Below are 14,211 nucleotides of genomic sequence, written 5' to 3'. Positions count from 1 at the left end.
GGCGACCGCCCGTCTCACCGACGTTGCCGCCATCTCCGGAGGTGGCACCGGCCAGCAGGTGAACACGCGAGACAGAGGTGAGGGAGACCATGAGGAAATCACTGGGTGCTCTGCTGAGCATCGTCGGTGCTGTGATGATCGCCTACGGCATCGTGTCGGCGACGGCGGGTCTGAGCAGCCTGCCGGAGGGCACCTGCATCGGTGGTGGCTGTGCCCCGCCGGTCAGCACCTTCGGGGTGCTCGGCGGCGGGATCGTGGTGTTCGTGGTCGCGGCCTTCATGTGGCCGTGGTCGTGGATCACGGGACCGGTCTCGGGCCTCCTCGCCGCGGTGCTCTTCCTGGCCCGTGAGGGGGTGAGCGTCCTCGGCGACAACCTGCCGTTCTCGCTGTTCATCGCCGGCTGTGTGCTGCTCGGACCGGCCATCCTGCTCACCGTGGCGATCCTGGGCCGCAGACGGGCCAAGAAGGCGGCACACCTGCAGGCCACCGGCAGCCGAGCGGTGGCGCAGATCCGCGGCGCCCGGCAGACCGGTGTCTACATCAACAACCGACCGCAGCTCGCCGTGGAGTATCTCGTCCACCCGCTGGATGGGTCGGCCCCCTTCACCAACGCCAAGACCCAGGTGCTCGACTTCGCCGCCGTGGCGCCCCGGGTGGGCCTGTCCTTCCCCGCGTGGTACGACCCTGCGGATCCCTCGGAGGTGGCGGTGGCCGTCCCGAACGGGAGCGCACCGGATGCGGACACCCTGGCCCTGTTCCAGTCGTTCGGGTTACGGCCGGAGCAGGTCTACGGCTATGACCCCTTCACCGGCGTCGGCCGCTGAGGTCGCGTACTGGGGCGCCTGGCTCTCCCCGACCTTCGGCCACTCCGACGGGAACAGGGGACGGCCGAAGAAGTAGCCCTGCAGTCGGTCACAGCCCAACTCGATCAGCAGATCCCGCTGGGCGGCCGTCTCCACACCCTCCGCCACGGTGAGGAGCCCCAGACTGCGAGCCAGTTGGATGGAACCGGCGACGATGGCCAGGTCGTCCTCGTTGTCGGCCATACCGTCCACGAAGCTGCGGTCGATCTTCACGACGTCGACCGGGAACCTCCGCAAGTAGTTGAGTGAGGCATACCCGGTGCCGAAGTCGTCCAGTGCCAGGGTCACACCCATGTCGGCGAGTGTCTGCAGCGAGGCGTCCATCACCTCCGAGGCGCCGATGAGCGAGGTCTCGGTGAGCTCGAGGCACAGCTGTTCAGGGCTCAGGCCGACCAGATCGAGCGCCTCGCTGACACGCTGCACCAGATCGCCCAGCGCCAGCGTTCGAGCGCCCAGGTTCACGTTGACGCGCTCCGGCATCCCCTGCTGACCGACCGCCTGGCAGGCATGGCGCAGGACCCAGAGGTCCAGATCCACGATCAGGTCCGAGCGTTCGGCGATCGGGAGGAACATGCCGGGTGAGCGGAACTCGCCCAGGTGGTTCCAGCGAACCAGCGCCTCCATACCGATGACGGACAGGTCGTCGGCAGCGATGAGCGGCTGGAAGGCCACGGCCAACTCGTCCTGCTCGATGGCGGTGCGGAGTTCCACCTCGGTCTGTCGGTTCGCGGCTGCCCGCGCGTCCAGTTCGGGTTCGTAGACGCGGATCGAGTGCACCACGTCGCCCTTGGCCTCATACATCGCGAGGTCGGCGTGGCGGAGCACGTCCTGGACGCTGGAGGTGTCGTCGGGCCGAACCACACCGACGCTGATCCCGCAGCGGATGTTGTTCCCCCGCACGGTCAGGACGGGTGTGACGCTGGCAGCCACCTCACGGGCGAGGTTCAGCGCCGACCGGTGGTCGGGTTGGTGCGGGCACAACAGCACGAACTCGTCGCCACCGATGCGGGCGACCAGGTCACCGTCGTGGGTGGAGTCCTGGAGGCGTGCGGCGATGTCGGTCAACATCTGGTCACCGCGGTGGTGGCCGACACCGTCGTTGACCTCCTTGAACCGGTCGAGGTCCATGAACAGCAGGGTGACCTGCGGGCCGCCGGACTGTTGGTCCGCCAACGCCAACTCGAGCATCTCGTACAGCTGCCGACGGTTCGCCAGACCCGTCAGGTGGTCGTGCATGGCCAGCCGTGCCATCTCATCTGCCGATGCCTTGCGGTCGGTGATGTCGTAGACGCTTGCGACCGCGCCGATGATGGTGCCCTGCTCGGGGTCTCGGAGTGGTGTGGCGCTGACGACGTGGTGCTGCCAGCGCCCCTGGAGGGTCAGCGACACCTCTGCGTCGGTGACGGTCTCGCCCCGCAACGCCCGGCTCAGCGGCAGCTGGTCGGTCGACAGCGATATGCCGTCGTCTCCCCGAAGGTCGGGGAGCGCGGTCCACTCGGCCATCTCGGGCGTGGGGGTCAGGTCCGTGCCGTACAGCTGCCGGGCAGCCTCGTTGGTCATGGTGACGGTCCCGTGCTCGTCGACGGCGACGATGCCGACGTCGATGCTGGCCATGACCGTCTCGGCGAAGGACTCGTAGCGATCGCGATCCTTCACGGCCGTCTCGGCAGACTCGCGATAGCGGCCCAGGGCGCGGCTGAGCACCAGCGTCAGGACCGACATCAGACCGGACAGCAGCAACCCCGCTCCGAAGAGCACCGGGTCCACGGTGGGCGCCTGGATCTGTCCGGTCAGCTGCCACGGACGGTCGAGGACCTCCACCCCGAAGGTCCGGCTCAGGATTCCGGTGTCGGCAGACAGCTCCTGACCGGCTTCCCCCAGGACGAACTCGCCTTCGCGCATGGTCCACCGGGTCGGGGAGGCACGGTCGATGACGTCGGCCATCAGCTCACCGACATCGACCTGGGTGCCGATGAACCCGAGCGGGAGCCCGGTCCGATGAGCGACGGGGCCGACCACGGCGATGACGGTCTCGTCGTCCTCCACGATGGGGGTGCTGACCAGGACCCGACGGTCCGTGGTCACCACGGCCAGTTGGTCGCGCCGGGCCCCGTCGGCGTTCCACGCGCTGCCCAGTTCGAACTCCTCGCCCGACTGGGCCCAGACCAGGGCATGCTGCGACCCGCCCGCCAGCTCACCGATCTCGAAGTCTGACTTGGATTCCTGCCGGATGGCCAGGTCGTCGGAGAGCTCCGCGTTGCTGGTGCGCAGGATGTAGACGAGCCCGGTCGTCAAGCGCTCGACGTTCTCCCCGTCTCCTGCGATCGAGATGTAGTCCCGCAGTTCCTCGCCGGTGACGGCGGCGGGCTCGTGGTCGTTGAGCGACCAGTGGGCTGATGCACCCGCAACCAAGCCACCGATCTGCTCGAGTCTGGCCGTCAACAGGGCCTCCTGCTGACCGCCGACGCGGATCAACTCCGTCTGCGCCGCCTCCTCGGCCACGCGGCTTGCGATCTGCGTGGTGAACGCTGCCCCCAGCGCGAACACCAGCACAGGCAGCACCAGGTAGCGCCTGATGTCGCGCAGGCGCTGGGGCACCAGTCTCCGGAGTGGGGTTGAGGACACAGCCACACGGGAGTAATCGGCGTCCACTGGCTCGAACTGACGACAATCTTTCCTGCATCCGCTGGCAGAGTCCGGCTGGTGGGCAGCGGGTGACCCCGGCCGACCTACGCTGGGGCGCTCCATCGTCTGGCTCCCGGCAACCACGGGGGCCCACCCGACCGAAAGCCCGATCCTGATGAAGGTCCTTGTCGCCGATGCGCTCAGCGATGCTGGTGTTGACCAGCTTGCGGAGCGATTCGAGGTCGATGTTCGAACTGGTCTGCCCAAGCCGCAGCTGATCGAGGTGATCGGCAGCTACGACGCCGTCGTGATCCGCTCGGCAACGACCATCGATGCCGATGTGCTGGAGGCGGCCACCAAGCTCAAGGTGGTCGCCCGGGCGGGCATCGGCCTGGACAACGTCGACATCGACGCGGCGACGGCACGCGGGGTCCTGGTCTGCAACGCCCCGCAGTCCAACATCATCTCCGCTGCCGAGCACGCCGTCGCGCTGCTGCTCAGCCTGGCCCGGCGCATCCCCGAAGCCGACGCCTCCATGCGAGAGGGGGCGTGGCTGCGGTCCAAGCTGAAGGGCGTGGAGCTGGCCGGCAAGACCGTCGGCGTCCTGGGCCTGGGGCGGATCGGCACCCTGGTGGCGCAGCGGCTGATGGCCTTCGGGGTGCACCTCGTCGCCTACGACCCGTTCGTCACCACCGAGCGGGCGGCCCGACTCGGGGTCACGCTCGCGGAGACCGTCCTCGATGTGTGCGAGCAGGCCGACATCATCACCATCCACCTCCCGAAGACACCCGAGACGGCCGGGATCATCGGGAAGGAGGAGCTCGTGGCGCTCGGACCCGGTGCGCTGCTGGTCAACGCAGCCCGAGGTGGACTGGTCGACGAGGTGGCCCTGCACACGGCGCTCGCCGAAGGCGTCATCCGTGGCGCGGCTCTGGACGTGTTCGACAACGAGCCGCTGGGCGACTCCCCGCTGCTCGAGCTGCCGAACGCCGTGCTGACCCCGCACCTCGGCGCGTCCACGGACGAGGCGCAGGACAAGGCGGGCGTACAGGTTGCTGAGGCAGTGGCCCTGGCACTGGACGGCGAGTTCGTCCCCTCGGCCGTCAACGTCCAGATCGGTGGGGGCATCCCGGAGGGTGTCAAGCCGTACATGGAGCTGACCGAGACGTTGGGTCGGCTCTTCACGGCACTGGCCGACGGCCACCCCGACGGGGTCTGCGTGGAGTACCACGGCCGGATCGCCGAGGAGGGACTGGACGCGCTCAACCTGTCGGCCCTCAGAGGTCTGCTCACCGACGTGGTGCACGAGCCGGTGACGTTCGTCAACGCGCCGCTGATCGCCGCCGATCGCGATCTCTCCCTGTCCACGTTGACCAACGAGGCGTCCGAGGACTACGTGTCGCTGGTGCGGCTGCGGTCGGGTGACAACGCCGTGTCCGGCACGCTGGTCGGGCCGAACCACCGTCCGCGGCTGGTCGAGGTGTGGGGGTTCGAGACGGACATGGAGCCGGCGGCCCACATGGTCTTCTTCCGCTACACCGACAAGCCCGGGGTGGTCGGGACCGTCGGCAGCAAGCTGGGGGATGCCCAGGTCAACATCGCCTCGATGCAGGTCGGTCGGACGAACACGGGCGGGGAGGCACTGGTGGCGATGACCGTCGACTCGGCGATCCCGCCGGACGTGCTGGACGACATCTGCGATGCCATCGGCGCAACAGCGGTGCGGGCGGTCAACCTGGTCTGACCTCGTGGTGGGGAACCTGACCTTGGGTGGGGAACCTGACCTCGTGGTGGGGAACCTGACCTCGTGGCGGGGAACCTGACCTAGGTCGTCAGCATCCCGCCGTCCACCGGCAGGCAGATCCCGGTGCAGTAGCCCCCGGCGTCACTGGCCAGGAAGATCACGGCCGCGACGAACTCCTCGTGCTTGCCCTTCCGGCCGGCGGGGACCCGGTGCATCATCTTCTCGATGTAGCCCTCCGGGTACTGCGCCGTCATCTCCGACTCGAAGAACCCGGGTGCGATGGCGTTGACCCGGATGCCCTTCCGGCCCGTCCACTGCACGGCCAGATCCCGCGCCATCGCCACGACCGCAGCCTTGGAGGAGGCGTAGGCCGACTGCGGCAGGCCCGCCGTGGTAAACCCCAGGATCGAGCTGATGTTGATGATCGAGGAACCGGGCTGCATCACCCGCCCACAGGCCTGAGCCATGAAGTAGGACCCGTTGAGGTTGACGTCGATGACCTGCTCGAAGTCCTCCGGCGCCTCGCGGGTGGCCGGGTGTGCAGTACCGATGCCGGCGTTGTTGACCAGGATGTCGACCCGTCCGAAGGCCTCCATCCCCGCCTCCACCGCCCGAGTGCCGGTCTCCGGGTCGGACACGTCACCGGTGACGACCACACACTCCCGACCCAGCGCCTCGACGGCGGCTTTGGTCGCCTCCAGCTTCTCCGCCCGGCGGGCGACCAGGACCAGGTCCGCGCTGGCCTCGGCCAACCCCTCCGCAGCGCTCACCCCCAGCCCCGATGAGGCCCCGGTGACCAGGGCGACGCGACCATTCAGCTGGAAGAGATCAAGAATCGACATGGCGGGATCCTCGCACACCACCGGCCGAGGGTGCGCCCTGCCGCTCCTCGCGGCCCGGGAATGCGATCCGGTACACGCAAGCGTCGCAGTTGGCCCGGATGTCGCCGCCCAGTGCTTCGGTGAAGCGCTGCACGATCGCGTCGGCCACGCCGTCCGAGGGGCCGAACCGACCGGCCTTGGTGATCGTCATCCCCAGAGGGTCGGCGGCGTCCACCGCCTCCCAGATCCGCCGCTCGAGCAGCCCGGCGAGCAGCGACCAGCTGAACACCACCACGCGCTTGGCTCCGGCGGCCGCCACTCGGGCCAGCACCTCGTCGGTCTTCGGCCAGGTCACCCCGGCCACGCAGGTCTCAACCCAGCGGTGGCCGGATCCCTCCGCCAGCATCCGCGCGGCCTTGTACAGCTCGCCATTGGCGTCCGGGTCGCTCGATCCCGAGGCGGCGACCAGCAGCACCTCGTCGGCCCGCTGGTCACGCGGGCTGACCGCGTCCAGGCGCCGCCATGCCAGCTCGAGCAGATCCGGGTGCACCCCCAGGACACGGCCGTGCGTGACCTCGATGTCCGGGAAGGCCGTCTTGATCTCCGCCAACTGCTCGGGGACGTCGTTCTTGGCATGCCCGGCCGCGAAGTTGAGCAGCGGAAGCGTGACCAGCCGACTGACGCTGTGCCCCTCGATCAGGGGGCGGGCCCCCTCGACGCCCTGGGGGTCGGAGAAGTCCTCCAACCACGCGTGGGCCACGGGAACCGGTACTCGCTGCGACACGGCGGCCACCAGTTCCTCCATCTCCTCTGCTCCGGCGGGGTCTCGGGTGCCGTGGGCGATCAGCAGCAGGCCGGTGGCGGAGGACGGATGATCGTGTGGGGGATGGGTCATGGCCCCAGGGTCCCTCGTCGCGTTGTGCGCCAACCGTTAGGATCGCGGTCCGCCGACCCCGCCACGGTCGGCGACCCGACACGACCAAAGGCCCCTCCGATGACCACTCCCGTCGAGGCACAGCGCGCCAAGATCCTCTCCGCCATCGAGGGCCAGACGCTCTGCACGCTCTTCCACCAGGCCACCACCGACCACGCGGACGCCGACGCCCTGGGCCGGCGGGACGACGACGGCAACTGGCACTGGACGTCGTGGGGTGCGTACGGCCAGGCCGCCAAGCACGTGGCCATGGCGCTGCACAAGCGCGGCCTGGGCAAGGGCGACTTCGTTGCGATCATGGTGGAGAACCGGCCGGAGCACTGCATCGCCGACGCCGGCTCGTTCATGGCTGCCGCCACCGGTGTCAGCGTCTACAACACCCTGGCGGAGGACCAGATCGCCTACGTGGCCGGCAACTGCGAGGCCAAGGTCGCCGTCCTGGGCGGACCCGAGGCGTACGGACGGTGGGCGGCCGTCCGGGATCAGCTGCCCGAGCTGGCCACGATCGTGGTCATCGAGGACGCCGACGCCTGTGACGGTGAGGGTGTCATCAGCTGGGCGGACTTCCTGGCGGAGGGTGAGGCACACCTGGCCGAGGTCGGCGAGGAGGTCTACACCGAGCGGTGGAACTCCGTCGAGCCCGACGACACCGCCACGCTGATCTACACCTCCGGCACCACGGGGCCACCCAAGGGTGTGGTCGAGACCCACCAGGCGGTCCTGTACCTGATGGAGGCCGCCAAGCAGGTCTTCGAGCTGCCGATGAACCCGCGGGTGCTGTCCTATCTGCCGCTGGCCCACGTGGCCGAGCGGACCTTCAGCCACTGGCAGGGGATCCTGTACGCCAGCAAGGTCTTCTTCTGCGACGACTACACCAAGATCGCGGAGTACCTACCGGTCGCACGGCCCACGGCCTTCCTGGCCGTCCCCCGCGTATGGGAGAAGATGCGCTCGGCGCTGCTCAACCGGGTGGCGGAGGCGGAGGGACCGAAGGCGAAGCTGGGGCAGCAGGCCTTCGAGATCCTCCCGCAGCTGGGCGGCATGCAGCTGACCGGTCGCAAGCCCTCCATCCTGCTGCAGGCGCAGGCGACGTTGTTCGAGCGGCTGGTGTACTCCAAGGTCCGCGAAGGCCTGGGCATGGACGACCTCACGGTGGCGCTGACCGGTGCCGCCAAGATGCCGGACGACCTCCTGATGTTCTTCTCGGGCCTCGGAATCGAGATCCTCAACGTGTACGGGATGACCGAGACGTGTGCGGTCACGAATGCGAACCAGCCCGGTCGGACGAGGCTCTCGACGGTCGGCGAGGCGCTGCCGGGCATCGAGGTCGCGATCGCTGATGACGGCGAGATCATCGCCCGTGGACCGACCATGACACCGGCGTACTACAAGCGGCCCGAGGCCACCGAGGAGCTCTACGACGACGACGGCTGGCTCCACACCGGGGACCTCGGCCGGATCAGCGAGGGGTACCTGGAGATCATCGGCCGGAAGAAGGAGATCATCGTCACCTCCTCCGGCAAGAACGTCAGCCCGCACGAGATCGAGACTCACATGACCGCCCACCCGCTGATCGGGCAGGTCATGGCCGTCGGCGACGACCGGAACTACATCTCGGCGCTGCTGGTGCTGGACCCGGAGGCGGCGCCCGGATGGGCGGCCAAGAACGACATCCCCTACGAGTCGCTGGCGGAGTTCTCCCAGCGGGAGGACGTCCGGGCCGAGATCGAGCGGGCCGTGGAGACGGCCAACACCAAGCTGGCGCGGGTCGAGCAGGTCAAGCGCTGGGAGCTGCTGCCCACGGACTGGACGGTCGAGTCGGGCGAGCTGACCCCGTCGATGAAGCTGAAGCGGCACGTGGTCGAGACGAAGTACGCCGACGTGATCGAGGGCATCTACGCCTGACGGTGGACGGGGTCCAGCCACGGGCGGGCGAGTCAGTCGAGCGCTGGCTGCTCCGTCGCGGTGAGCCACGGGCTGGGTGCGTGTGATGGGATGATGACCTCGGGCTCCTCGGTGAGGGGCAGCCCGGGTGGAGCGCTGGCCAGCGCTTCGAGGTTGTTCGGTTCGTCGCCCTCCCACGGCATGACGGCGACCACCTCGCGCCGGCCATCAGCGTTGACCAACTCGGCGGTTCGCGGATGGGTGGTGATGTCCGGAATGGCGAGGACGTTGTCCCGCACTGGTGTGGAGGAGCCGTTGGACGTGACCAGTTCGGTCCACCCGTCGGGCACCAGGGCTGCCCAGCTGAGACCACCGTCGGCGCCCGTCCACGAGATCGTTGCGACCAGGGGAGTGCCGGTCGTCCGCGCATAGCCACAGCCGATGGGGGGAGGGTCAGGTGGCGTGAACAGTACTGTGAGGCACAGACCTTCGGTTACCGCCAGCTCCGGCGGTATCGCCTCGACCTGATCTGCGGAGGTGATGGCGAGTGAGCCAACAACCGATTCGACGGTCCCCACCACGCTGTTGAGCGGACGCAGTTGGTCTGTCGGCCAGAGGTTCTGGGGTCGCAATTGATCGACGCCGCCGACGAGCGGCCACGGTGGCTCTGATTCGTCAAGGACGTCGAAGGTGGCGGCGGCGTCCTCCGTCGGTGGCTGGGCGCGTCGCAGCGGCAGCGATCCGGCCGGTCCTGTGACGCTGCCCCTGATGTCGACCTCACCCGTTCCTGCCAGCTCCGAGGGGATGCCGTCTGGGCCCGCGAAGGACAGCAGATTGTTGTTGATGGGCAGTTCGCGGCCATCAGCGAGTACCCCGGTGTCGTAGCCGTCAGGAACGATCGACCAGACCAACCAGCTGTCCGGTCGCAGGCTGGTGTTCAGCGTCAGCAGGCCATTGCCTCCGGCGGCACCCATCGCCGCCACGGCAATAGAAGCGATGTCGCCGTCAGACCGTGGTGCCACGAGGACGCGATGGTTCTCGGCCTCCCCGGCCAACCACAACGGACCGCGGCCGGTGGGACCGAAAGCGACCATCCCTGCCTCGCCTGCCGACAGGACGGCGGGTGGCTGTTCCAAGATGGCAAGCATCTCGGTGCTGGGAGGCGATGCCGCCGCCGGCTCTCGATCAGCAGACGCACCGTCAGCAGGAATCTCGGTCACTTCGACGCCGCTCCTCGGGTCGATCTGGGAGGTGACGGCAACCTCAGGGGTCGGCGGCAAGGGGTTGGCGGTCGGGGTGACGTCGAGCGGAGACCCCGCTGGATCATGGTCCAGCACAACGGCCGGCGGACCCGGATCCGCAAGGCGGATGGCGGAAGCCGCCAGCAGGATGATCACCAGCGCAACGGCCGATCCAGTGAGCGCTCGCTGAGCCGATGTCCGGCGGCGGTGCCGTGCTGCCCGCTGCTCCAGAGCGTCCAGGTCCAACGATGCCGCCGTGCCGGCGGCGCGTTCGAGCAACTTTCCTAGACTGCGGCTCGACGGGTCGTCTTGTTGCGTCGACTGATCACTCATGGGTACTCCGTGGGGTCGGCTGAGTCGTGTTGCCGGGCTGCCTCTGTGGTCCGTTCTGAGGTGACGGCTTCTGGTGGCCTGGCCTTCCAGGGCGAGGCGCAGGACCCAGTACGTGGCTTGTGGCCGATGAGCCGGTCGCCGGGGCCGCCAGGGCGTCATCACCCAGCAGTGCCCGCAGCGCGGCCAACGCGCGGTGCGTGTCGGACTTCACGGTGCCCTGGGGAACGTCGAGGATGTGAGCCGTCTCAGCCACGGAGTGTCCCGCGTAGAAGCGAGCGATGAGGACGGCGCGCTGTCGGTGGGGCAGACACTGCAGTGCCTGACGTACTGCCACAGCGTCCCCAGCGTCGGGATCGTGGTGCACCGTGGGTGTCGTCGTGGCTGCCAACCGCAGCAGCCGGCGGCCAACGCGCCGCCGTCGCAGGCGGGTCCGGGCGAGGTTCAGCGCCACGGTGTGTGCCCACGCCAACGGCTCTCGTTTGTGTTGGACCTCAGCCCAGGTCGTGATCAGCGACGCCAAGGCGTCCTGGGCGATCTCCTCGGCAAGTGCAGGATCGGCCGTGTACAGCGTCAGACTGCCGACCAGACGGGGGTGGGCCTGGCGGCAGAAGGATGCTAGCGCTGGATCGAGGGCCATCTGCAACGTGACGATCGACAGGGCTGTCAGGTTGCACCGGGTGTGCGAGACGTCCCTGCTCGGGAATAACCGTGGCAGGTACCCCGCTGCACGCAGGGAAACCGTCACCTATATGCCGCCTGAAAGGCACTCACCCATGCAGGTCCGCTTCTACTTCGACCCCCTCTGCCCCTGGTGCTGGGTCACCAGCTTCTGGCTGGACGACGAGGTTCGTCCCCACCGCGACATCGAGATCGACTGGCGTCCCATCAGCCTGAAGGTCCGCAACGAGGGCAAGGAGATCGATCCCGAGTACCGGGAGAAGGTCCAGCCAGCAATGAACCGGTCGTTCGCGCTGCTCCGCATCGTGGAGGCCCTTCGCAAGGACGGCAAGACCGATCAGATCCGTGCGGTCTACAAGGAGTTCGGAACACACTTCCACCACGCGGACGACGGGCTCGACTTCGACGTGACCGAGGCGCTGACCGCGGCCGGCGTCGACGCCTCCTACGCCGAGTACATGGACGACAGCTCGCTGGATGAGGCCGTCCGAGCATCGACGGCGGAGGCCGAGGACGTGGCCGGCGACGACGTCGGAACGCCGATCATCGCCTACGAGGTGGACGGCGAGTGGAAGGGCTACTTCGGTCCGGTCATCCCGAGCGTGCCGACCGGTGATGCGGCGCTCACGCTCTGGGACGGGCTGTCGGCGCTCATCGAGGTCGACGGGTTCTACGAACTGAAGCGCACCCGGAACGAGGGTCCGGACATGAGCAGCATCCAGCTGTAGCGCGGCGGCCATTTCGACAAACCCAAGGCCTGACGATCCTTCCGTCAGGCCTTACTTGGGTGTTCGTATCGTCAGTGTCTCGTCAGTTCGTGCAATCGAATCGGACAACGTGTCTCACAATCCCTTGTGAGCCAGCGGAAGTGTTCAGTAGCGTACGGTCATGGTGCGGCCATCCCCACCGCACCATCGATTCGTGGCACCGGGAGACCCCCGCTGTTGCCCAGGAGGCAGACGTCTGCATGAACCGATCCGAGCCCGCTGCGCTTGATCAGCGCTACCTGCAGCTGTTGCCTCCGGCAGAGCCCGTCCAACTGCTCGACGACGACGGGGTGCTGCACGAGAACCCGGACTTCCCGATCGACGACCTGGGTCCCGACGACCTGCGCAACCTGTATCGCTACATGGTGGTCAGCCGGCGGATCGACAAGCAGGCCATCAGCCTGCAACGCCAGGGGCAGCTCGGGGTCTACGCCTCACTGCTGGGGCAGGAGGCCGCCCAGGTCGGCGGCGCGTACGCGCTGGAGGACCGTGACTGGATGTTCCCCTCGTTCCGGGAGATGGGTGCCGCCATCGTCCGGGGCCTCGAGCCGGGGCAGCTGCTGCACCAGTGGCGGGGGACGTGGCTGTCGGGCCACAACCCCTACGACTCCAACTTCGCGCTGATGAGCATCCCGATCGGCACCCAGGCCATCCACGGGGCCGGCTACGCCATCGCTGCCGCGTTCGACGGCGAGGACATCGTCGTCATGACCTACTTCGGCGACGGCGCCACCAGTGAGGGCGACCCGCACGAGGCGATGAACTTCGCCGCGGTGTACGACGCTCCCTGCATCTTCTTCGTCCAGAACAACCAGTACGCCATCTCGACGCCCCTCAGCGAGCAGACCCGCGCCCCCACGATCGCCCACAAGGGCATCGGCTACGGGATCCCCGGCTACCGCGTCGACGGCAACGATGTGCTGGCCACCTACGCGGTCACCAGACGTGCGGTCCAGCGAGCCCGCGCCGGCGAGGGTCCGTCCCTCATCGAGGCCGTCACCTACCGGATGGAGGCCCACACCACCTCCGATGACCCGACCCGCTACCGCACGCCCGAGGAGATGGACGAGTGGCAGCGGCGTGACCCCATCGCCCGCTTCGGGGCGTACCTGAGCGCAGAGGGCCTGATGGACGACGAGCTGAAGGACCGGATCGACGCCGATGTCGAGACCCTGGCCTCCGGCATCCGCGAGGAGATCTACGAAGCGCCACACGGCGACCCGATGGAGCTGTTCGAGCACGTCTACGTCGACCCCCCGGCCGAGTTCGCCGACCAGCGGGCGCTGCTGACGCGCGAGCTGGACGCGGGCACCAACGGAACGGAAGGCTGATCCGATGGCGATCACCATGGCTCAGGCCCTGAACCAGTCCCTGCACGATGCCTTCGAGAAGGACGACCGGGTGGTCCTCTTCGGTGAGGACGTGGGAACCCTTGGCGGGGTCTTCCGGATCACCGACAAGCTGCAGGAGCGGTTCGGTGACCAACGCTGCTTCGACACCCCGCTGGCCGAGGCAGGCATCGCGGGGACCGCGGTCGGGATGGCCATGTACGGCTTCCGCCCGATCATCGAGATGCAGTTCGACGGCTTCACCTACCCCGCCTTCGAGCAGATCGTGTCCCACATCGCCAAGATGCGGAACCGGTCGCGCGGGACGGTGACGATGCCGATCACGATCCGGATCCCCTTCGGCGGGGGGATCGGAGCGGTGGAGCACCACTCCGAGTCGCCCGAGGCCTACTTCGCCCACACGGCCGGCCTGAAGGTTGTCACGCCGGGGACGCCCGCAGACGCCTACTCCCTGCTGACCGAGTCGATCTTCTCCGACGATCCGGTCGTCTTCTTCGAGCCCAAGCGCCGGTACTGGATGAAGGAGGACGCGATCCTCCCCATCACCACCGAGCCCATCGGCCAGTCCGTCGTCCGTCGGCCGGGGACCACGGCGACGCTGGCAGCCTACGGGCCGATGGTCAAGACCTGCCTGGAGACGGCCGAGGCCGCGGAGGCGGAGGGGTGGGACCTCGAGGTCATCGACATCCGCTCGTTGGTGCCGTTCGACCACGGCACGATCGTGGAGTCGGTCGAGCGGACCGGACGGCTGGTCGTGGTGCACGAGGCGCAGACGACAGCCGGGTTCGGTGCCGAGGTGGCGGCCAGGGTGCAGCAGCACGCGTTCTACTCGCTGGAGGCGCCGGTCCAGCGCGTTGGCGGCTTCGACATCCCCTATCCGGCGGCGATGCTCGAGGAGTTCTTCCTGCCGGACGTGGACCGAATCCTGGATGCCGTCGCGACGACGCTGGAGTACTGACATCCCGCTACCGC

Annotated in this window: 11 protein-coding genes; 6 read left to right on the top strand and 5 right to left on the bottom strand. The window is 68.2% G+C overall.

Annotation, left to right across the window (positions count from 1 at the left end):
• Positions 1-89 precede the first annotated feature (89 nt).
• A complete protein-coding gene (locus tag C1746_RS21080) occupies positions 90-824 on the top strand; it encodes a DUF3592 domain-containing protein (protein ID WP_162868053.1) in 735 nt (244 codons plus the stop codon).
• On the opposite strand, the gene C1746_RS21075 is transcribed toward C1746_RS21080, so the two are convergent.
• Positions 771-3,461: a putative bifunctional diguanylate cyclase/phosphodiesterase gene (locus C1746_RS21075; protein WP_162868052.1), complete on the bottom strand. Its 2,691-nt coding sequence runs from the start codon at positions 3,459-3,461 to the stop codon at positions 771-773. The genes C1746_RS21080 and C1746_RS21075 overlap by 54 nt on opposite strands.
• A 202-nt stretch (positions 3,462-3,663) precedes the next feature.
• Here C1746_RS21075 and serA point away from each other — a divergent pair, with 202 nt between their 5' ends.
• Positions 3,664-5,232, top strand: coding sequence for a phosphoglycerate dehydrogenase (gene serA, locus C1746_RS21070; protein ID WP_205712034.1), 1,569 nt, complete (start codon positions 3,664-3,666; stop codon positions 5,230-5,232).
• A gap of 80 nt (positions 5,233-5,312) precedes the next feature.
• On the opposite strand, the gene C1746_RS21065 is transcribed toward serA, so the two are convergent.
• Both C1746_RS21065 and C1746_RS22295 read right to left on the bottom strand, forming a co-directional pair.
• Entirely contained in the window at positions 5,313-6,074 is a 762-nt protein-coding gene (locus C1746_RS21065) for an SDR family NAD(P)-dependent oxidoreductase (protein ID WP_116716763.1), read from the bottom strand.
• Positions 6,061-6,948 carry a sirohydrochlorin chelatase gene (locus tag C1746_RS22295; RefSeq protein WP_162868051.1) on the bottom strand — a complete coding sequence of 296 codons (888 nt, stop codon included), beginning with the start codon at positions 6,946-6,948 and terminating at the stop codon, positions 6,061-6,063. Before C1746_RS22295 ends, C1746_RS21065 begins: the two co-directional genes overlap by 14 nt.
• Before the next feature lie 99 nt (positions 6,949-7,047).
• Between C1746_RS22295 and C1746_RS21060 the strand changes: the two genes are divergently transcribed.
• Positions 7,048-8,892: an AMP-dependent synthetase/ligase gene (locus tag C1746_RS21060; protein ID WP_162868050.1), complete on the top strand. Its 1,845-nt coding sequence runs from the start codon at positions 7,048-7,050 to the stop codon at positions 8,890-8,892.
• A gap of 32 nt (positions 8,893-8,924) precedes the next feature.
• Here the strand turns inward: C1746_RS21060 and C1746_RS21055 are convergent, their stop codons facing one another.
• Both C1746_RS21055 and C1746_RS21050 read right to left on the bottom strand, forming a co-directional pair.
• Positions 8,925-10,445: a hypothetical protein gene (locus tag C1746_RS21055; RefSeq protein WP_162868049.1), complete on the bottom strand. Its 1,521-nt coding sequence runs from the start codon at positions 10,443-10,445 to the stop codon at positions 8,925-8,927.
• Complete coding sequence (locus C1746_RS21050; protein ID WP_116716760.1) at positions 10,438-11,082, bottom strand: sigma-70 family RNA polymerase sigma factor; 645 nt, start codon at positions 11,080-11,082, stop codon at positions 10,438-10,440. The genes C1746_RS21055 and C1746_RS21050 overlap by 8 nt, the downstream gene beginning before the upstream one ends.
• Before the next feature lie 136 nt (positions 11,083-11,218).
• On the opposite strand from C1746_RS21050, the gene C1746_RS21045 reads away from it, so the two are divergent.
• The 3 genes from C1746_RS21045 (at position 11,219) to C1746_RS21035 (ending at position 14,197) form a co-directional block, all read left to right on the top strand.
• Positions 11,219-11,851, top strand: a complete 633-nt coding sequence (locus C1746_RS21045) for a mycothiol-dependent nitroreductase Rv2466c family protein (protein WP_162868048.1) — start codon at positions 11,219-11,221, stop codon at positions 11,849-11,851.
• 239 nt (positions 11,852-12,090) lie between these two features.
• Positions 12,091-13,221, top strand: coding sequence for a pyruvate dehydrogenase (acetyl-transferring) E1 component subunit alpha (gene pdhA / locus C1746_RS21040; RefSeq protein WP_116716758.1), 1,131 nt, complete (start codon positions 12,091-12,093; stop codon positions 13,219-13,221).
• Between the two features lie 4 nt (positions 13,222-13,225).
• Positions 13,226-14,197, top strand: coding sequence for an alpha-ketoacid dehydrogenase subunit beta (locus C1746_RS21035; RefSeq protein WP_116716757.1), 972 nt, complete (start codon positions 13,226-13,228; stop codon positions 14,195-14,197).
• Positions 14,198-14,211 lie beyond the last annotated feature (14 nt).

This window comes from Euzebya tangerina (assembly GCF_003074135.1).
In the GTDB taxonomy this organism is placed as follows: domain Bacteria; phylum Actinomycetota; class Nitriliruptoria; order Euzebyales; family Euzebyaceae; genus Euzebya; species Euzebya tangerina.
This window is presented reverse-complemented; position numbering and strand designations above follow the sequence as displayed.

What these genes read in the sequence shown, in the direction of transcription:
- C1746_RS21065 (WP_116716763.1), bottom strand. Translation starts at nt 6,074, where the DNA reads ATGTCGATTCTTGATCTCTTCCAGCTGAATGGTCGCGTCGCCCTGGTC.
- pdhA (WP_116716758.1), top strand. Translation starts at nt 12,091, where the DNA reads ATGAACCGATCCGAGCCCGCTGCGCTTGATCAGCGCTACCTGCAGCTG.
- C1746_RS21080 (WP_162868053.1), top strand. Translation starts at nt 90, where the DNA reads ATGAGGAAATCACTGGGTGCTCTGCTGAGCATCGTCGGTGCTGTGATG.
- C1746_RS21050 (WP_116716760.1), bottom strand. Translation starts at nt 11,082, where the DNA reads ATGGCCCTCGATCCAGCGCTAGCATCCTTCTGCCGCCAGGCCCACCCC.
- C1746_RS21055 (WP_162868049.1), bottom strand. Translation starts at nt 10,445, where the DNA reads ATGAGTGATCAGTCGACGCAACAAGACGACCCGTCGAGCCGCAGTCTA.
- C1746_RS22295 (WP_162868051.1), bottom strand. Translation starts at nt 6,948, where the DNA reads ATGACCCATCCCCCACACGATCATCCGTCCTCCGCCACCGGCCTGCTG.
- C1746_RS21060 (WP_162868050.1), top strand. Translation starts at nt 7,048, where the DNA reads ATGACCACTCCCGTCGAGGCACAGCGCGCCAAGATCCTCTCCGCCATC.
- serA (WP_205712034.1), top strand. Translation starts at nt 3,664, where the DNA reads ATGAAGGTCCTTGTCGCCGATGCGCTCAGCGATGCTGGTGTTGACCAG.
- C1746_RS21045 (WP_162868048.1), top strand. Translation starts at nt 11,219, where the DNA reads ATGCAGGTCCGCTTCTACTTCGACCCCCTCTGCCCCTGGTGCTGGGTC.
- C1746_RS21035 (WP_116716757.1), top strand. Translation starts at nt 13,226, where the DNA reads ATGGCGATCACCATGGCTCAGGCCCTGAACCAGTCCCTGCACGATGCC.